This is a genomic window from Salipiger bermudensis (genome assembly GCF_019801965.1).
GTDB classification, from domain to species: domain Bacteria; phylum Pseudomonadota; class Alphaproteobacteria; order Rhodobacterales; family Rhodobacteraceae; genus Salipiger; species Salipiger bermudensis_A.
Map to the genome: position 1 here is coordinate 21,600 of NZ_JAHVIA010000009.1, position 17,049 is coordinate 38,648.

The following is a 17,049-nucleotide window of genomic DNA, read 5'->3' on the forward strand; positions in this document are numbered from 1 at the left end:
AACCCCGGCGCAAAGCGCAGTTCTGGGAGGATGATTTGACGTTTACCTTAGGAAACCGACGCATTCGGCGAGGCCAGAGATGATCCGGACACGCATGCTCGGGCTGGTCTATCTCAGCCCCTACATCCTCGGCCTGATGGCCTTCACGGCGATACCGTTTCTCGCGTCACTCTATCTCAGCTTCACCGATTACAACCTGATGCGCGCGCCGAAATGGACGGGGCTGGAGAACTATATCGAGCTCTTCACCTCCGACCGAACCTTCCGCCGCTCGCTCTCGGTGACGCTGCTCTACGTCTTCCTGACGGTGCCGCTGAAGCTCGCCTTCGCGCTCTTCATCGCCTACATCCTCAATTACAAGCTGCGCTGCATCAATCTCTTCCGCACCGCCTTCTACGTGCCGTCGATCCTCGGCGGGTCGATCGCCATCGCGGTGCTCTGGCGCTACATCTTCGCCACCGAGGGGCTGGTGAACATGGTGCTGGCGTGGTTCGGAATCGAGCCGGTCAACTGGTTCGGCGATCCCACCAACGCGCTCTTCACCATCACCCTGCTGCGCTGCTGGCAGTTCGGCTCGGCGATGGTGATCTTCCTCGCCGCCCTTCAGAGCATCGACAAGTCGCTCTACGAGGCCGCCGCCATCGATGGCGCGAGCAAGCTGCGCAGCTTCGTCTTCATCACCATCCCGCTGATCACGCCGGTGATCTTCTTCAACCTGATCATGCAGATGGTCCAGGCCTTCCAGGAGTTCAACGGCCCCTACATCATCACCCAGGGCGGGCCGCTCAAATCCACCTACCTGCTGCCGCTCTACATCTACGACGAGGCCTTCAAGCGCTTCGACATGGGCTATGCCTCGGCCATCGCGTGGGTGCTCTTCCTCATCATCATGGCGCTGACCCTCGTGGCCTTCTGGTCCTCGAAGAAATGGGTCTTCTACGCCGGCGACAAGCGGAGCTGAGCCGATGACCGACATTTCACACGCCTCCGATGTTTTCACCGCCGGCGCCGACGCGCTCGCCGAGGCCCGCCGTCACCAGCGCATCCAGCAACGCCGCGCCCGGGTCTCCGCGATCCTGCGCTACGCCATCCTCTTCGGCGTCGGGCTGGTCATGCTCTACCCGCTGATCTGGCTGGTCGGCGCCTCGTTCAAGACCAATGCCGAGATCTTCGCCAATCCCGGCTTCATCCCGCGCGAGCCCACCACCGAGGGCTACGTCAAGGGCTGGGAGACCTCGACGCCCTACACCTTCGGGCGCTTCTTCTGGAACTCGTTCCTGATCATCCTGCCCAAGACCATCGGCACGGCGATCTCCTGCACCATGGTGGCCTATGGCTTCGCGCGGTTCGATTTTCCGCTGAAGAAGATCCTCTTCGGATCGGTCATCGCGATCCTGCTGCTGCCCAACGTGGTGACGCGGATCCCGCAATACATCCTCTTCCGCGAGCTCGGCTGGCTCGACAGCTTCCTGCCGCTCTGGGTGCCCTCGGCGATGGCCGGAGACGCGTTCTTCGTCTTCATGCTGGTGCAGTTCCTGCGCGCCATTCCCGACGACATGGAGCAGGCCGCCCGCGTCGATGGCTGCAACTCGTGGCAGACACTGCTCTTCGTGGTCGTCCCGATGCTGGCCCCGGCGCTGATCTCGGTCTGCCTGTTCCAGTTCATGTGGACGATGAACGATTTCCTCGGCCCGCTGATCTACATCAGCTCGGTCGACAAGTACCCGGTGAGCCTCGCTCTGAAGCTCTCCATCGATACCACCGAGGCCTTCGAATGGAACCGCATCCTGGCCATGTCGGTGCTCACCATCACGCCCGCGCTGGCCGTGTTCTTCATGGCGCAGAAGTACTTCATCGAGGGCATTTCCGCAGGGGGGATCAAGGGATAATGGCACGGCTGCAACTGAGAAATCTCGAAAAGGTCTATGGCGGCGCCTTCAAGGCGGTGCACGGGATCAACCTCGATGTCGAGGAGGGCGAGTTCATGGTGCTGGTGGGGCCCTCGGGCTGCGCCAAGTCGACAACCCTGCGGATGATCGCCGGGCTCGAGGAGGTCACCGCCGGCGAGATCCGCATCGGCGAGCGCATCGTCAACACGCTCGAGCCGGGCAAGCGCGGCATCGCGATGGTGTTTCAGAACTACGCGCTCTACCCGCACATGAAGGTGCGCACCAACCTCGCCTTCGGCCTGCGCATCGGCGGCGCCTCCAAGGCCGAGGCGGCGAAGGCGGTCGAGGAGGTCGCCAAGATCCTCGAGATCGAGCCGCTGCTCGACCGGCTGCCCAAGCAGCTCTCGGGCGGTCAGGCGCAACGGGTCGCCCTTGGCCGCGCGCTGATCAAGAAGCCCGACGTGTTCCTCTTCGACGAGCCGCTGTCGAACCTCGACGCCAAGCTGCGCGCCTCGATGCGGGTGCGGATCACCGACCTGCACAAGCGCCTCAAGCGCGAGGGCATGGCCAGCACGGTGGTCTATGTCACCCACGACCAGACCGAGGCGATGACCATGGGCGACCGCATCTGCGTCATGAAGGACGGCCACATCATGCAGGTCGCGACGCCGAAGGAGCTCTATCACCAGCCCGCCAACCTCTTCGTCGCGGGCTTCATCGGCAGCCCCGAGATGAATGTCATCGAGGGCCATGTGGATGGCGGCGCCTTCCGCACCGGCGGGCAGGTGATCCAGCTTGGCGAGGCGCTGACCAGCCGCCTCACCGCCCGGCCCGAGCGCGCCGCGCTTGGCATCCGCCCGCAGCACCTGACGCTGGCGACCGGCATCAACGGCGCGCTCTCGGCCCAGCTACGCGGCGTCGAGTTCATGGGCCACGAGGTCTATCTCCACGCCCTGCTCGACGGGCGCGAGGTCACCACCGTCGCCAGCGCCGCCGAATACGACCGCATGGATCGCTCGCTCGACACCATCCGGCTGCTGCCGGAGGCGGCGAATATCCACATCTTCGACCGCGACAGCGGCCGCAACGTCTCCCTGCGCGCGCAGGGCTGACCCTTTGGGAGGAGGACCCCGATGAAACTGCATCTGACAACCGCGCTGGCCCTGACGCTGGCCTCGCAGGCCACCGCCGCCGATCTGCGCATGTCGTGGTGGGGCGGCGAGAGCCGCCACGTTGCCACGCAGGAGGCGCTGAAGGTCTGCGGCGAGAAATACGGCCACACCGTCGCGCCCGAGTTCACCGGCTTCGACGGCTATCTCGAGAAGCTGACCACCCAGATGGCCGGCGGCACCGAGGCCGATATCGTGCAGGTCAACTGGCCGTGGCTGCCGCTGTTCTCGCAGGATGGCGAGGGCTTCTACGACCTGACCCAGCTCTCGGACACCATCGACCTGTCGCAATGGTCCGACGACCAGCTCGCCACCGTCACCGTGCAGGGCAAGCTCAACGGCCTGCCGCTCTCGACCACGGGCCGGGTGTTCTTTTTCAACACCACCACGCTCAAAGCCGCCGGCATCCCCGTGCCCTCGACCTGGGAAGAGTTCTTCTCCGCCGCCGCCACGCTGCGCGAGAGCCAGGGCGAGGGATACAACCTCTTCAACGCGGTGAAGGAGACGGCGCAGCTTCTGGTGACGCTCGCCGTGGTGCAGAAGACCGGCAAGGACCTGGTCGATCCCGAGACCAACCGCGTCGCCTGGAGCCCGGAGGAGCTGGCCGCCGGCATCGCCCATTACGGACGCCTGATCGAGACTGGCGCGGTGCGCAGCCAGCAGCAAGAAGCCGGCGAGGGCAACGTCAATCTCTACGAGAAGCAGGACTGGGCGCAGGGCCGCATCGCCGGCTCCTACGAATGGGACACCACCTATTTCAAATATGCCGACCCGCTCGCCGAGGGCCAGACCATCGACAGCGTCGCCCCGATCCGCTTCGAGGACGCGGTGACCGATGGTGCCTATCGCAAGCCCTCGATGCTGTTCGCGATCTCGCGCAATTCCGACAACCCCGAGGCGGCGGCGCAGATCGTCAATTGCCTGCTCACCGAAGCCCAGGGCATCGACGCACTGAAGGACACCCGCGGCCTGCCCGCCTCGAAGGTCGCCGCCGACCGGCTGATCGAGGCTGGCATGATCAAGCCCGAGATCGTCAAGGCGCATGAGATCGCGATGGCCGCCAGCGGCCCGGCAATCTCGCCCTTCAACGAGCATCCCGAGCTGCGCGGCGCCTTCATCGACGCGCTCGAGGAATACTCCTACGGCATGATCGACGAGGTCGAGGCCGCCGAGATCATCATCGACGCCGCCAATGACGTGCTGAGCGGCTTCGACTCCTGAGCAAGTGCGGTCCCGGTCGCGAGGCCGGGGCCGCTGCCCGAACCCCATCCAAGGTCCCGCCATGACCCCCGTCCGCCTTGCCGCGCGTTCCGCGCGCTCCGTCGCGCTGTGCCTGCCCTTTGCCGGAGCGCGCCATGCGCTCTCCCCCGCCCGCCCGTGGCGCCTCTCCGTTGCGGGCACGGTGGTGGCGCAGGGCGCTGCTTCGACGGTGGTGCTGCCGCTGCACGGGCTGGCGCCCGATACCGAACATCTATTCGAGGTCGAGGGGGCAGCGCCCCTTCCTTTACGCACCATGCCTTGCGCCGGGCTCGTCGACATCCGCAGCCACGGCGCGGTGCCAGACGCCCCCGACACGCCAGAGGCCGCGCGCGCCAATGCCGACGCCATCGCCCGCGCACTCGCCGCCACGCCCGAGGGCGGCACGCTGCACGTTCCCCCCGGACGCTTCATCGCCGCACCGGTCTGCCTGCGCGGGGCGATGACGCTGCAACTCGCCGAGGGCGCCGTGCTCGCCGCCCCGAGCTCGCGCGAGGGCTGGCCGATCCTGCCCGCCTGGCGGGACGGCGGGATGCTCGGCAGCTGGGAGGGCCTGCCGGAGCCCTGCTTCGCGGCCCCGATCCACGCCATCGGCGCAAGCGGCCTCACCATCGCCGGGCCCGGCACGATCGACGGCGGCGGCGACCGCGGCGACTGGTGGTCCTGGCCCAAGGAGACACGGCAAGGCGCGCGCCGTCCGCGCGGCCTGCACCTGATCGACTGCACCGACACCGCGCTGATCGGCGTCACCATCCGCAACGCGCCGTCCTGGACGATCCACCCGCAGGGCTGCCGCCGGCTCACCGCCGCGGCGCTGCGCATCGAAGCGCCGCATGACAGCCCCAACACCGACGGCTTCAATCCCGAGATGTGCGAGGATGTGGAGATCATCGGCACGCATTTCTCGGTCGGGGACGACTGCATCGCAATCAAGGCCGGCAAGCGCGGGCCGAACGGCGAGGCCGCCCACCTGCGCCCCACCGCCCGCATCAGCGTGCGCCATTGCCTGATGGAGCGCGGCCACGGCGGCGTGGTCATCGGCTCGGAGATGTCAGGCGGCGTGCGCGACGTGACGGTTGAACATTGCGAGATGCGCGGAACCGATCGCGGCCTGAGGATCAAGACGCGCCGGGGCCGTGGCGGCTTTGTCGACGCGATCCGCTTCCACGATGTCTCGATGGACGGCGTGCTCACCGCCTTCGCCGCCAACGGGCATTATTTCTGCGACCCCGACGGCCACGCCCCCTGGGTGCAGGACCGCGCCCCCGCGCCCCTGGGCCCCGGCACACCCTCGGTTGGCCGGATCGAGATTTCCGACGTCCGGATCACCCGCCTGGCCCACGCGCTCGGCGCCTTCCTCGGCCTCGCCGAGGCACCTTTCGGCCCGATCCGGCTCGAGCGGGTGGAGGTGCTGTCGCATGACCCCGACGCCCGGCCGGAGCCGCCGCTCATGGCCGCCGGCATCGCGCCGCTGCGGCACGCGGGCCTCTTGGCCGAACATGCCGGGCTCACAGCCCCCGGCCACGCCATCCGGTCCGGCGGCCTCAGCGCCGCGCCGGACACCGATACAACCGCCAGAGCCCGGGAGAGCCAATGACCCCCTTCGCCTATTTCGACGCTTTCGCCAGCCGCTACACGCATTACAAGGGCGGTCGCTGGTGCTACGAGGACGGTTGCATCTATCGCGGCCTGGTGCTGCTCCACAAAGCCACCGGCGAGGCGCGCTGGCGCGACCACCTGCTGCGGCTGACCGCGCCGCAGATCGCCCCCGACGGCGCGCTGCAGGGCTTCGACCCCGAGGAATTCAACATCGACAACATCCTCGCCGGACGCTGCCTGTTCCACCTCGCCGACGAGACCGGCGATGCGCGCTACATGGCCGCCGCCGAGCGGCTGGCCGAGCAGCTCGACCGGCATCCGCGCACGCAGGCGGGCAATTACTGGCACAAGAAGCGCTACCCCGAGCAGGTCTGGCTCGACGGCATCTACATGGGCCTGCCCTTCCAGGTCGAGTACGCGCAGCGCACCGACCGGCCTGAGCTGATCGACGATGCGATGGCCCAGCTCGACCGTGCGCTCGATCTGACGGCGGGGCCGGCGGGACTCTACGTGCATGGCTACGATGCCGCCCGGGCGCAAGGCTGGGCCGATCCCGAGACCGGGCGCTCGGCGGCGGTCTGGGCGCGGGCGGTGGGCTGGCTGGCGATGGCGCTGGTCGATCTGGCCGCGCTCGCACCCGACCGCGCGCCCCTTCCCCGCACCAGGGCGCTTCTGGGCGCGGTGGTGGCGCAACAGGCGCGCTCGGGGCTCTGGCCGCAGGTGCTCGACGCGCCCGGGCTCGAGGGCAATTACGAGGAAAGCTCGGCCTCGGCGATGTTCGCCTACGCGCTGCTCACCGCCGCGCGGCTCGGCCTTGCCCCGGATGCGAGCGCAGGGCGCAAGGCATGGGAGGCGCTGATCACGACCCGGCTCGAGGCGGCGCAGGGCGTCACCCGGATGACCGGGATCTGCCACGTCGCGGGGCTTGGCGGCTTCGAGGGGGTCTATCGCGACGGCTCACCGGGCTATTACACGCGCGAGCGCATCGTCGCGGATGATGCCAAGGGGGTGGGCCCGCTGATGATGGCCGCCGCCGAAATCGTGCGCGCGGGGCTGGCGGCCGAAACCGCCTGAGCCCCGCGACGGGCACCGGCAGAACCGGGGCCAATACGCTCAGACCGGGCCGAAGCCGAAGAGTGCGCGGGGCGTGTCGACCAGCGTCCGGCGCCGTGCGGCGTCATCCGGCAGCCAAGACATCGCCAGATCGAGCAGATCCGCGTCGCAGGGATAGTCTTCGCTCATCTGAGCGGCATTGTGCGGCCAGTTGGTGCCCCAGACGATGCGCTCGGGCGCGTACACGCCGATCTCACGGGCGACCTCGGCGATGTCGGCGAAGTCCGGCCCGCCGCTGCGCGAGCTCTCGTAGCAGCCAGCGAACTTGAACCAGCAGCGCCCGCCGTCGAGCACCCGCTTGATGACATCGACATGCGCGGGCGAGGCGCCGTCGAAGATCTTGGCGTGATGGTCGAGCACCCAGCGCGACTTCAGCGCCTTGAGCCGCGGCTCGAGCTCCGGCAGGGCCGAGCCGTCGAACTGTACCGCCATCATCCAGCCGGCATCGGCGGCGATGGCATCGACCACCTCGAGCGCGTCGAGCCCCACGGCCCCGCCCGGCAGGTCCATGATCCGAGCCCCCACGATGCCTGCCTCCGAGAGCCGCGCGATCTCGGCCTCGCCGGTCTCCGGCGTGATCACCGCAACGCCACGCGCGCAATCGCCCATCTCGGCGATGCAGGCGAGCAGGCTGGCATTGTCGGTGCCATGCGCGTTGCCTTGCGTGATCACCACCGCGTCGAGCCCGAGCCAGCGCATGGTCTCGCGATACATCTCGGGCGTCGGCAGCGGATCGGCGGGGCGGCCCACGCCATCCTCGCGCATGGCGAAGCCCGGCAGATACATGTGCATCTGGGTATCGACCGCGCCACGCGGCACCGGCGTCCGGGGCCTCTCCCCCGTGAGCTTGCGCGCGATCATGACGCTTGCGGCGCGAAGCGCGCCAGCGCGTCGCGGTCGATCTCGATGCCGAGCCCCGGCGCGTCGGGGATGCGGACGACGCCCGCATCATGCTCGATGGGCGTGGTCACCACCGCCTGCCGGAACGGGTTGTGGGTGCGGTCGAACTCCATGATCGGCTCGATCGGGTTGACCCGCACCGGGTTGGGCACCATCGCCGCCATAAATTGCAGCGCCGCCGCGATCTGCACCGCGGTGCCCCAGACATGCGGCACCAGCCGGACCCCGTGGAGGGTGCAGAGATCCGCCACCCGCCGCGCCTCGGTGAAGCCGCCGACGCCGCAGAGATCGGGCTGGGCGATGTCGACGCAGCCCGAGGCCAGCGGCTCGGCAAAGCCCCAGCGGGTGTGCCAGGTCTCGCCGCCCGCGACCGGGATCGGCTGGCCCTCGCGCACCTTGCGATAGGCCGAAAGCTGCTCGGGCACCACCGGCTCCTCGAACCAGTCGATACCGTATTTCGCCGCGCCCTGGCCGAGGCGGATCGCCTCGATGGTGTCGTAGCCGTGATTGGCGTCGATCATCAGCCGGGTTTCGGGGCCGATGGCGTCGCGCACCGCCTCGATGACCCGCAGGTCCTCGTCGATCCCGAAGCCGATCTTGATCTTGACCGCGTGGAAGCCCGCCTTGACGTGGCCGGCGCATTCGGCGGCGTTGTCCGCCACCCGGTCGACCCCATCGCGCTTGAACGACCCGGTGGCATAGGCGCGCACGCTGTCGCGCCAGCGCCCGCCGAGCAGCACCGAGACCGGCTGGCCAAGCGCCTTGCCCTTGATGTCCCAGAGCGCGATGTCGATGGCCGAGAGCGCGGTCACGGTGATGCCGCGCTGGCCCTGATCGCGCAGTGCGTTGTAGAGCGTCGCCCAGACCTTCTCGGTCTCGAGCGCGTTCATGCCCTTGAGCCAGCCGGCATAGGCGGCGATAGCCGCGGCGTTGGGCCCGGCCGGGCCGAGCGCCTCGCCCCAGCCGGTGGTGCCGTCCTCGCAGATCACCTCGACCAGCAGGTGCACCCGCTTGTCGAAGCGCATCGAGGCGCTCTCGAAGGCGGTGTCGAGCCTGTGCTCGAGCAGGTGGGTGCGGATCTCGGCAATCTTCATGCGTGGGCCTCGATCAGGTCCTTCAGGATCTCCTCCTCCTCGCCGGTGAGGTCGGAGAGCGGCGAGCGCACCGGACCGGCATCGAAGCCCACGAGGCGGACGCCCGCCTTGATCGCGGAAACGGCGTAGCCCTTGCGGCGCGAGCGCAGGTCCATGAACGGGTAGAAGAAGCTCTTGAGGATGTCTTCGCAGGTGCTGCGGTCGCCGGCACGCAGCGCGGCGTAGAACCTGTTGGCCAGCGCCGGGACGAAGTTGAACACGGCCGAGCTGTAGGTGGTGAAGCCGGCGCCGAGATAAGCCTCGGCGAAGAGCTCGGCGGTGGGCATGCCGCCGAGATAGGTCAGCCGGTCGCCCATCTTGGCGGTGACCTGCCGCACCAGGCCGATATCGCCGGTGCCGTCCTTGAAGCCTACGAGGTTGGGGCAGGCATCGCAGAGCCGCGCCAGCGTGTCGGCTTGCAGCACCGCATTGTCGCGGTTGTAGACCATGACCCCCATCCCCGTCGCATCGCAGACCGCCTTGACGTGAGCGTAGAGCCCTTCCTGCGGCGCGTCGATGAGGTAGTGCGGCAGCAGCAGGATACCGTCGCCGCCGGCCTTCTCGACCGATTTCGCGATCCCCACCGCGATCTCGGTGCCGTAGCCGCAACCCGAGACGATGGCGGTGCTGCCGGCGGCCTCCTTGGCGGCGGAGACGATGGCCGGGATCTCCTCGGGGGTGAGCGAGAAGAACTCGCCGGTGCCGCCCGCGGCGAAGAGCACCGGGGCGTCGAACCCGGAGAGCCATTCCACATGCGCCTTGTAGGGCTCGGGGGCGAAGCGGTTCTCGGCATCGAACGGCGTCACCGGGAAGGAGAGAAGGCCGGATCCGAGGGCGGTCTTGATCTGTTGGGGGTCCATTGGGCAGTCCTCTATTGGCGGGGTGCAGGGGCACTGCCCCTCTTGGCCTGCGGCCAATTCACCCCGGGATATTTTCGGCCAGAAGAAGAGCGGGCCGGGTGAGAGGGGGCGCGGCCCGTGATGCGCGCGCCCCGCGGCTGGGTCAGGTCAGGTCGTCGGGCAGCACGCCCTCGGGGACGTTCTGGTAGCAGACCGGGCGCAGGAAGCGGCGGATCGAGAGCGTGCCGACCGAGGTGGCGCCGAAATTGGTGCTCGCCGGGTAGGGCCCGCCATGCACCATGGTGTCGGCCACCTCGACGCCGGTGGGAAAGCCGTTGACCAGCACCCGGCCGGCCTTGCGCTCGAGGATCGGCAGGAGCGCCCGGGCGGCCCGGGTGTCGCCCGCGTCCATGTGGATGGTCGCGGTGAGCTGGCCCTCGAAGCCGCGGGCGAGCGCGCTGCGCTCCTCGTCGGATGAGACGCGGATCACCAGCCCGAGCGGGCCGAACACCTCTTCGCCGAGCGCGTGATCCTGCAGGTAGCTGGCGGCGTCGGTCTCGTAGAGGTTGGGGCGCGCGGTGCGGCCCTCCTGCGCGGTGGTGAGCACCGGCTTGACGGTGTTGCGCCCGTCGAACCGCGCCTTACCCTCGCGATAGGCCTGCGCGATGCCCTCGGTCAGCATGACCTGCGCCGGGGCGTCGGTGAGCGCCTCCTTGGCGGCGGCGACGAAGGCGTCGCCCTCGGCGCCGGTGGCGATCACCGCAATGCCCGGGTTGGTGCAGAACTGGCCGGCGCCCATGGTGAGCGAGCCGGCCCAGCCGGAGCCGATCTCGGCGCCGCGGGCGCGGGCCGCCTCCGGCAGGATGAACATCGGGTTGACCGAGCCCAGCTCGCCGAAGAACGGGATCGGCTCGGGACGCTGGGCGCAGAGATCGAAGAGCGCGCGGCCACCGCCGAGCGATCCGGTGAAGCCCACCGCCTTGATCAGCGGGTGCTGCACCAGCGCCTGACCCACATCGCGCTTGCCGCCCTGGATCAGCGAGAACACGCCCTTGGGCATGCCGCAGGACGCGATGGCGGCGCGGATCGCCTCGGCGACGATCTCGCCGGTGCCGGGATGGGCGGAGTGGCCCTTGACCACCACCGGGCAGCCGGCGGCGAGCGCCGCGGCGGTGTCGCCGCCGGCGGTGGAGAAGGCGAGCGGGAAGTTCGACGCGCCGAACACCGCCACCGGCCCGATCGGGCGTTGCATCATGCGCAGGTCGGGGCGCGGCAGCGGCGCGCGGTCGGGCAGCGCCGCATCATGCCGGCGGTCGAGATAATCGCCCTTGCGGATGTGCTCGGCGAAGAGCCGCAGCTGGCCCGTGGTGCGGCCGCGCTCGCCCTGCAGCCGCGCCTCGGGCAGGCCGGTCTCCTGGGTGCCGATCTCGGTGATGGCCTCGGCGCGGGCCTCCATCTCGTCGGCGATGGCGTCAAGGAAGGCGGCGCGCTCTTCGCGGCTGGTGTAACCGTAGCTCCAGAACGCCTCCTCCGCCGCCTTGCAGGCGCGGTCGACAAGATCCGGCGTGCCGATGCTGAAGGCATGGGCCGGGCCGCGCGCGGGCTCGGACTGGAAGGTCGTCTCGGAGGCGATCCAGTCGCCGGCGATCAGGTGCTTGCCGTGGGGGGTAAAGGTTTGGTCCAGCATGTCAGTCCTCCTTGCGGGATGGATGAATGGGTTCATCGGTGAAGACGCCGCCCTGGTAGCGCGCGACCGCCTCGCCGGGCCCCGGGCGGGGCACGGTGCGGGCGATCTCGTCGGCGAAGGCGGCGGCGTTGTCTCTCGGCTGCCAGCCGAGGAAGGCGGCGTGACTGTTGTCCCACCAGCCGTGGTCGTTGGCCGAGGCGCCCCAGACCATGGTGCAGCCGAGCCGCGGCGCGGCGAAGACGGCGGCGATCAGCGAGACGAAATCGTCATGGCTGAACCAGGTCGCCAGCATGCGCCAGTTTTCCGGCCTGGGGGTGCAGGAGCCGATGCGCACCAGCGCACTCTCCTGCCCGAACTTGTCGTGGTAGAGGCTCGCCACCGCCTCGCCGAAGATCTTCGACACGCCGTAGAGGCTGTCGGGGCGCAGCGGCGCGCTGTGGTCGAGCCGGGTGGTCTGGTCGTGGTAGCCGATGGTGTGGTTCGACGAGGCGAAGACGATGCGGGGCCGGCCATGGGCACGCGCCGCCTCGTAGAGGTTGTAGACGCCGCGCAGGTTGGCGGCCTCGATCAGGTCGAAGCTGCGCTCGACGCTGATACCGCCGAGATGCACGATGCCGTCGCAGCCCTCGACGAGGCGCATCACCGCGGCGCCGTCGGAGAGGTCGCAGGGCACCACCTCCTCGCCTGCGCCCGCAGGGGCCATCTCCGCGACATCCGACAGGCGCAGCACCTTGGCATGGCCGCGCAGCTTCTCGCGCAGCATGGTCCCCAAGGTTCCGGCGGCGCCGGTGATCAGGATCCGGTTCATCATCATCGTCACTCCATCAGCCCCGGCAGGGTCATCGAGAAGGCGGGCACGTAGGTGACCAGCATGAGCGCGCCGAAGATCGCGAGGTAGAAGGGCCAGATCGTCCGCACCGCCTGGTCGATCCGCACGCCACCCACGACGCAGCCGACGAAGAGGCAGGCGCCCACCGGCGGGGTGCAGAGGCCAAGGCCGAGGTTCATCATCAGGATGACGCCGAACTGGATCGGATCCATGCCGAGCCCGACGACGACGGGCAGGAAGATCGGGGTGGTGATCAGGATCAGCGCCGCCATGTCCATGATCATGCCAAGGCCCAGCAGCACGAGATTGAGCAGCAGCAGGATGACGATCGGGTTGTCGGAGATCCCGGTCACCGCGGTCGCCAGAAGATCGGGCACGCGGTAGAGCGTGAGCAGGTAGGAAAACGCCGAGGCCGTCGCCACCAGCAGCATCACCAGCGCGGTGGTGCGCACCGAGGTCACCACGGCGGCGCGGAATTTCTCCCAGGTCAGTTCGCGGTAGACGAAGATCGTCACCAGGATGGCCCAGATCGCGCCGAAGGCGCCGCTTTCGGTCACCGTCATCACGCCCGACAGCACGCCGCCGACGATGATCACCGCGGTCATCAGGCCCGGAAGCGCCACGATGGTGGAGATCGCCAGCGACTTGAAGCCGGGGAAGGTCTCGGCCGGGTAGCCGCGCTTGACCGCGACCACATAGGCGACGATTCCGAGGCAGAGGCACATCAGCACGCCGGGCACGATGCCCGCGATGAACAGCTTGGAGACCGAGACGCCACCCGCCGCCACCGCGAAGAGGATCATGTTGTGCGAGGGCGGGATCACCACGCCGGCCACCGAGGAGGTCACGGTGACGTTGACGGCGTAGTCGGGATCGTAGCCCTTTTCCTTCATCACCGGCATCAGGATCGAACCGAGCGCCGAGGTGTCGGCCACGGCCGAGCCCGAGATGCCCCCGAACAGCATCGACGACGCCACGTTGACCACGCCGAGCCCGCCGCGCATCCAGCCCACCGCGTAGCTTGCCAGCCGCACGAGGCGGCCGGCGATGCCGCCCTGCATCATCAGCTCGCCGGCGAAGATGAAGAACGGGATCGCCAGCAGCGAGAACACCGAGATCCCCGACAGTACGCGCTGGAAGCCGATGAACAGCGGCAGGCCCTCGTAGAGGAAGCCGCCCACCGTGGCGAGCCCGAGGGCGAAGGCCACCGGCATGCCGGTCAGCAGGCCGAAGAAGAACAGCCCGAAGAGAAGTGCCAGACCCATGGGTTCAGTCCTTGCCAGTCAAGTCTTGGCGGTGGCCAGCGCCACCGCTTGATAGAGTGTGAAGATCGCCGTCAGCGCGCCGCAGATCGCCATCGGAAGCGCCCGGAGCCCCTCGGTAATGCCCAGCATCGGAACGCGGCGCGGCCAGAGGCTCTCGGCCAGGGTCCAGCCCTGCCAGAACAGCACGAGCCCGAAGATCAGCATGCCCAGGAGCGCCAGCCAGTGCAGCGGCACGCGGAGCGCGCGCGGCAGCATCTCGCGGATGAAATCGATCGACAGGTGGCTCTGCGTCCAGACCCCGGCAGCGCCGCCGAGGAAGGTGATCCAGACCACCAGCAGAAGCGCCACCTGCTCGACCCATGTGGGGGTGTCGTTCATCACGTAGCGCCCCCAGACCAGCCAGCCGAAGATCGCCACCAGCACCACCAGCCCGGTGCCGGCCACCGCCACGCAGCCCTTGGCGAGCAGATCGAGCGCCCGCTCGACGCGGCCCATCTCGGCCGGTGCCTTGTCCTGTGGAAGCATCGCTCCCTCCCCCGTCCCGTCGTGACGCCCCGGCCCGGAGGCCGGGGCGCGCAAGGCCGCTTACTCGACCGCCTGGATGTCGCGGATCAGCTGCTCGAGATCCGGGTTGGCCTCGATGAACTTGGCATAGACCGGCTCCATCGCGCTTTGGAACGCCATCGGATCCTCGACCTCGTTGACCTCGACGCCCGACTCCATGACCTGCGCCTTGGAAGCCTCCGAGCGCTCGGCCCAGAGCTCACGCTGCTCCAGCGCCGCGGCCACCGCCGCCTCGCGCACCAGCTCCTGATCCTCGGGCGAGGTCTCGTCCCAGACCGATTTCGCCACGCAGATGCACTCGGGGATGATCAGGTGATTGGTGATGGAATAGTACTTCGCCACCTCGTAGTGGTTCGAGGATTCGAAGCTCGGGTAGTTGTTCTCGGCGCCGTCGATCACCCCGGTCTTGAGCGACTGGTAGACCTCGCCATAGGCCATCGGCGTGGCGTTGCCACCGAGGCTGTCGACCATCTGCACGTAGAGGTCGTTGCTCATCACGCGGAACTTCAGCCCGTCCATATCGGCGGGGGTCATGATCGGCTTCTTGGTGTTGTAGAAGCTGCGCGAGCCGCTATCCATCCAAGACAGCGCGACGATGCCGGCCTCCGACAGCGCGTCCGAGAAGCGCTGGCCGATCTCGCCATCCATCGCGGCGTGCATGTGATCGACATCGCGGAAGATGAACGGCAGCGACAGCACGTTGGTGGCGGGCACGATCTCGCCCATCGGGCCCATGTTGAAATTGCCGACGGCGATGGCGCCGGCGCGCAGCTGCTCGATGGCGTCGGGCTGCGCGCCCAGCACGCCACCCGGATAGACCTGCGGCTCGATGCGGCCCTCGGTGGCCTCGGCAACGTCCTCGGCGAAGCTCTCGAGCGCGGTGACGTTGGGATAGCCCTCCGGGTGGATCGCCCAGGTGCGCCAGGTCTCGGCCATGGCGGGGGCGGCAATCAAAGCAAGCGCAAGCGCGGAAGTGGTCATACGAAACATGTTTTTGTCCTCCCTGACAGTCGGCAATATCGTGTCTGCCTGAGCGATATATGACAAACTTGTATGATGACTGTCAAGCGCCATGGTTTGGACTTGAATGTATACATTATTACAACGATTTAAGGCACTTCATTTTGCACCCGCAGCGAAATCACCGCCGAGATTGATATGACAGGTTTGCCGCTCACCATGCAACAGGCCCCGCCGCATGCGACGGGGCCCGTGCCGGGAGTCGGAGGATCGGATCAGCGCGCCAGCCAGCCGCCGTCGACGTTGAGAACCGCCCCGGTGATGTAGGTCGCCGCCGGCGAGGCAAGGAACGCCGCGGTGCCGCCGATATCGGCGGGGTCGCCCCAGCGCCCGGCCGGGATGCGGTCGAGGATGGCGGCGGCGCGCTCGGGATCGTCGCGCAGGGCCTGGGTGTTGTTGGTCGCGATATAGCCCGGCGCGATGGCGTTGACGGTGATCCGGTGCGGCGCCCATTCATTGGCGAGGATCTTGGTCACCCCCGCCACGCCATGTTTGGCCGCGGTATAGGCCGGCACCCGGATGCCGCCCTGGAACGACAGCAGCGAGGCGATGTTGATCACCGCCCCCGGCGCCTTGTCGGCCAGCAGCGCCTTGCCGAAGGCCTGGCAGGTGAAGAACAGCGCCTTGAGGTTCACGTCCATCACCGCGTCCCAGTCGGCCTCGGAATACTCAACCGAGTCGGCGCGGCGGATGATGCCGGCATTGTTGACGAGAATCGAATAGCCCGCCCCGTCAAAGATATCGGACGCAGCCATCGGATCGGCGAAATCGAGCAGCAGGCTCTCGCCCGTGCCGCCCGCCGCGGCGATCGCGTCCGCGGTCTCGTCGCAGGCACGGCGCCCGGCGCAAACCACATGCGCCCCCTGCCCCGCCAGCGACACCGCGATGGCCTGCCCGATGCCGGTATTGGCGCCGGTCACCAGCGCCTTGCGGCCCTTGAGGGAAAACGGCCCGCCCATCAGCGCAGATCCTTCGGCTGGATGAACTCCATGTCGGTATAATCGACATTGTCGCCCGCCATCGCCCAGATGAAGGTGTATTCCCCGATCCCGGCGCCCGAGTGGATCGACCAGCTCGGCGAGAGCACCGCCTGCTCGTCGGCAACGAAGAGGTGCCGCGTTTCGTCGGGCGCGCCCATCAGGTGCAGCACGCGCGCCTCCTCGTCCATGCCCCAATAGAGATAGGCCTCCATGCGCCGGTCGTGGATGTGGCTCGGGATGGTATTCCAGACCGAGCCCTCCTCGAGCGAGGTATAGCCGAGGATCAGCTGGCAGCTCTCCATCACTTGCGGGTGGATGAACTGCTTGATGGTGCGCTTGTTGGAGGTCTCTGCCGCGCCCATCTTGACCTCGACGCACTCCGCCACCGTCACCAGCCGCGACGGCAGCGTCCGGTGCGCCGGGGCCGAGGTGATGTAGAAGCGGCCCTGCCCGCCGAAGCGCACCGCGCCGCTGCCCATGCCGAGATAGAGCACGTCGCCGCGGTTCATCTCGTAGGTCTCGCCACCGGCCTCGACGGTGCCGATCTCACCGATATTGACGATGCCCATCTCGCGGCGATCGAGGAAGCTGTCGGTCTTGGTCTCCTCGACCTTGTCGAGTGTCAGCGTGCCGCCGGCGGGCACCGCCCCGCCCAGCGTGAAGCGGTCGTAATGGGTGTAGACGAGACGGATCTCGCCCTCGGCGAACAGCCCCTCGCCAAGGAAATGCGTCCGCAGCGCAGCGGTATCCATCCCCTTGGCATGATCGGGATGAATGGCGTGGCGGGTTTCGACGGTCAGCATGA

At 68.2% G+C, this 17,049-nt stretch carries 16 protein-coding genes; 6 read left to right on the forward strand and 10 right to left on the reverse strand.

Annotated features, from left to right (window positions below):
* Positions 1 to 79 precede the first annotated feature (79 nt).
* The 6 genes from KUV62_RS19105 to KUV62_RS19130 all read left to right on the forward strand — a co-directional run bounded on the left by KUV62_RS19105 (position 80) and on the right by KUV62_RS19130 (position 6,988).
* On the forward strand, positions 80 to 961 hold the full coding sequence (locus KUV62_RS19105; RefSeq protein ID WP_222605337.1) for a carbohydrate ABC transporter permease: 882 nt from the start codon (positions 80 to 82) through the stop codon (positions 959 to 961).
* A 4-nt stretch (positions 962 to 965) separates the two neighbouring features.
* Positions 966 to 1,889: a carbohydrate ABC transporter permease gene (locus KUV62_RS19110; protein WP_222605338.1), complete on the forward strand. Its 924-nt coding sequence runs from the start codon at positions 966 to 968 to the stop codon at positions 1,887 to 1,889.
* A complete protein-coding gene (locus tag KUV62_RS19115) occupies positions 1,889 to 3,001 on the forward strand; it encodes an ABC transporter ATP-binding protein (protein WP_222605339.1) in 1,113 nt (370 codons plus the stop codon). The genes KUV62_RS19110 and KUV62_RS19115 overlap by 1 nt, the downstream gene beginning before the upstream one ends.
* Positions 3,002 to 3,022: 21 nt before the next feature.
* Positions 3,023 to 4,279 carry an ABC transporter substrate-binding protein gene (locus KUV62_RS19120; RefSeq protein WP_222605340.1) on the forward strand — a complete coding sequence of 419 codons (1,257 nt, stop codon included), beginning with the start codon at positions 3,023 to 3,025 and terminating at the stop codon, positions 4,277 to 4,279.
* 61 nt (positions 4,280 to 4,340) lie between these two features.
* A complete protein-coding gene (locus KUV62_RS19125; protein ID WP_222605341.1) occupies positions 4,341 to 5,912 on the forward strand; it encodes a glycoside hydrolase family 28 protein in 1,572 nt (523 codons plus the stop codon).
* On the forward strand, positions 5,909 to 6,988 hold the full coding sequence (locus tag KUV62_RS19130) for a glycoside hydrolase family 105 protein (RefSeq protein ID WP_222605342.1): 1,080 nt from the start codon (positions 5,909 to 5,911) through the stop codon (positions 6,986 to 6,988). The genes KUV62_RS19125 and KUV62_RS19130 overlap by 4 nt, the downstream gene beginning before the upstream one ends.
* A 39-nt stretch (positions 6,989 to 7,027) precedes the next feature.
* Here KUV62_RS19130 and KUV62_RS19135 read toward each other — a convergent pair whose 3' ends face one another.
* The 10 genes from KUV62_RS19135 to kduI all read right to left on the reverse strand — a co-directional run bounded on the left by KUV62_RS19135 (position 7,028) and on the right by kduI (position 17,047).
* Positions 7,028 to 7,819 (reverse strand): amidohydrolase family protein, encoded by a 792-nt coding sequence (locus KUV62_RS19135; protein ID WP_315901599.1) that lies wholly within the window; start codon positions 7,817 to 7,819, stop codon positions 7,028 to 7,030.
* A gap of 65 nt (positions 7,820 to 7,884) precedes the next feature.
* On the reverse strand, positions 7,885 to 9,021 hold the full coding sequence (locus KUV62_RS19140; protein WP_222605344.1) for a mandelate racemase/muconate lactonizing enzyme family protein: 1,137 nt from the start codon (positions 9,019 to 9,021) through the stop codon (positions 7,885 to 7,887).
* Complete coding sequence (gene kdgD, locus KUV62_RS19145; RefSeq protein WP_222605345.1) at positions 9,018 to 9,920, reverse strand: 5-dehydro-4-deoxyglucarate dehydratase; 903 nt, start codon at positions 9,918 to 9,920, stop codon at positions 9,018 to 9,020. Before kdgD ends, KUV62_RS19140 begins: the two co-directional genes overlap by 4 nt.
* A 142-nt stretch (positions 9,921 to 10,062) precedes the next feature.
* Positions 10,063 to 11,586 (reverse strand): aldehyde dehydrogenase (NADP(+)), encoded by a 1,524-nt coding sequence (locus tag KUV62_RS19150; protein WP_222605346.1) that lies wholly within the window; start codon positions 11,584 to 11,586, stop codon positions 10,063 to 10,065.
* A 1-nt stretch (position 11,587) separates the two neighbouring features.
* Positions 11,588 to 12,397, reverse strand: a complete 810-nt coding sequence (locus KUV62_RS19155) for an NAD-dependent epimerase/dehydratase family protein (RefSeq protein ID WP_222605347.1) — start codon at positions 12,395 to 12,397, stop codon at positions 11,588 to 11,590.
* Between the two features lie 5 nt (positions 12,398 to 12,402).
* Positions 12,403 to 13,680, reverse strand: a complete 1,278-nt coding sequence (locus KUV62_RS19160; RefSeq protein ID WP_222605348.1) for a TRAP transporter large permease — start codon at positions 13,678 to 13,680, stop codon at positions 12,403 to 12,405.
* Between the two features lie 18 nt (positions 13,681 to 13,698).
* Entirely contained in the window at positions 13,699 to 14,205 is a 507-nt protein-coding gene (locus KUV62_RS19165) for a TRAP transporter small permease (RefSeq protein WP_261395777.1), read from the reverse strand.
* 60 nt (positions 14,206 to 14,265) lie between these two features.
* Positions 14,266 to 15,234 (reverse strand): TRAP transporter substrate-binding protein, encoded by a 969-nt coding sequence (locus KUV62_RS19170; RefSeq protein ID WP_222605349.1) that lies wholly within the window; start codon positions 15,232 to 15,234, stop codon positions 14,266 to 14,268.
* 245 nt (positions 15,235 to 15,479) lie between these two features.
* The gene (gene kduD / locus KUV62_RS19175; RefSeq protein WP_261395778.1) at positions 15,480 to 16,223 is read right to left on the reverse strand and encodes a 2-dehydro-3-deoxy-D-gluconate 5-dehydrogenase KduD; all 744 of its coding nucleotides are present in this window, start codon (positions 16,221 to 16,223) and stop codon (positions 15,480 to 15,482) included.
* A complete protein-coding gene (gene kduI, locus KUV62_RS19180) occupies positions 16,223 to 17,047 on the reverse strand; it encodes a 5-dehydro-4-deoxy-D-glucuronate isomerase (RefSeq protein ID WP_222605350.1) in 825 nt (274 codons plus the stop codon). Before kduI ends, kduD begins: the two co-directional genes overlap by 1 nt.
* Positions 17,048 to 17,049 lie beyond the last annotated feature (2 nt).

Excerpts from the sequence above, each read along its gene's own strand:
- KUV62_RS19105 (WP_222605337.1), top strand. The coding sequence starts at position 80 with ATGATCCGGACACGCATGCTCGGGCTGGTCTATCTCAGCCCCTACATC.
- KUV62_RS19110 (WP_222605338.1), top strand. The coding sequence starts at position 966 with ATGACCGACATTTCACACGCCTCCGATGTTTTCACCGCCGGCGCCGAC.
- KUV62_RS19115 (WP_222605339.1), top strand. The coding sequence starts at position 1,889 with ATGGCACGGCTGCAACTGAGAAATCTCGAAAAGGTCTATGGCGGCGCC.
- KUV62_RS19120 (WP_222605340.1), top strand. The coding sequence starts at position 3,023 with ATGAAACTGCATCTGACAACCGCGCTGGCCCTGACGCTGGCCTCGCAG.
- KUV62_RS19125 (WP_222605341.1), top strand. The coding sequence starts at position 4,341 with ATGACCCCCGTCCGCCTTGCCGCGCGTTCCGCGCGCTCCGTCGCGCTG.
- KUV62_RS19130 (WP_222605342.1), top strand. The coding sequence starts at position 5,909 with ATGACCCCCTTCGCCTATTTCGACGCTTTCGCCAGCCGCTACACGCAT.
- KUV62_RS19135 (WP_315901599.1), bottom strand. The coding sequence starts at position 7,819 with ATGCACATGTATCTGCCGGGCTTCGCCATGCGCGAGGATGGCGTGGGC.
- KUV62_RS19140 (WP_222605344.1), bottom strand. The coding sequence starts at position 9,021 with ATGAAGATTGCCGAGATCCGCACCCACCTGCTCGAGCACAGGCTCGAC.
- kdgD (WP_222605345.1), bottom strand. The coding sequence starts at position 9,920 with ATGGACCCCCAACAGATCAAGACCGCCCTCGGATCCGGCCTTCTCTCC.
- KUV62_RS19150 (WP_222605346.1), bottom strand. The coding sequence starts at position 11,586 with ATGCTGGACCAAACCTTTACCCCCCACGGCAAGCACCTGATCGCCGGC.
- KUV62_RS19155 (WP_222605347.1), bottom strand. The coding sequence starts at position 12,397 with ATGATGAACCGGATCCTGATCACCGGCGCCGCCGGAACCTTGGGGACC.
- KUV62_RS19160 (WP_222605348.1), bottom strand. The coding sequence starts at position 13,680 with ATGGGTCTGGCACTTCTCTTCGGGCTGTTCTTCTTCGGCCTGCTGACC.
- KUV62_RS19165 (WP_261395777.1), bottom strand. The coding sequence starts at position 14,205 with ATGCTTCCACAGGACAAGGCACCGGCCGAGATGGGCCGCGTCGAGCGG.
- KUV62_RS19170 (WP_222605349.1), bottom strand. The coding sequence starts at position 15,234 with ATGTTTCGTATGACCACTTCCGCGCTTGCGCTTGCTTTGATTGCCGCC.
- kduD (WP_261395778.1), bottom strand. The coding sequence starts at position 16,223 with ATGGGCGGGCCGTTTTCCCTCAAGGGCCGCAAGGCGCTGGTGACCGGC.
- kduI (WP_222605350.1), bottom strand. The coding sequence starts at position 17,047 with ATGCTGACCGTCGAAACCCGCCACGCCATTCATCCCGATCATGCCAAG.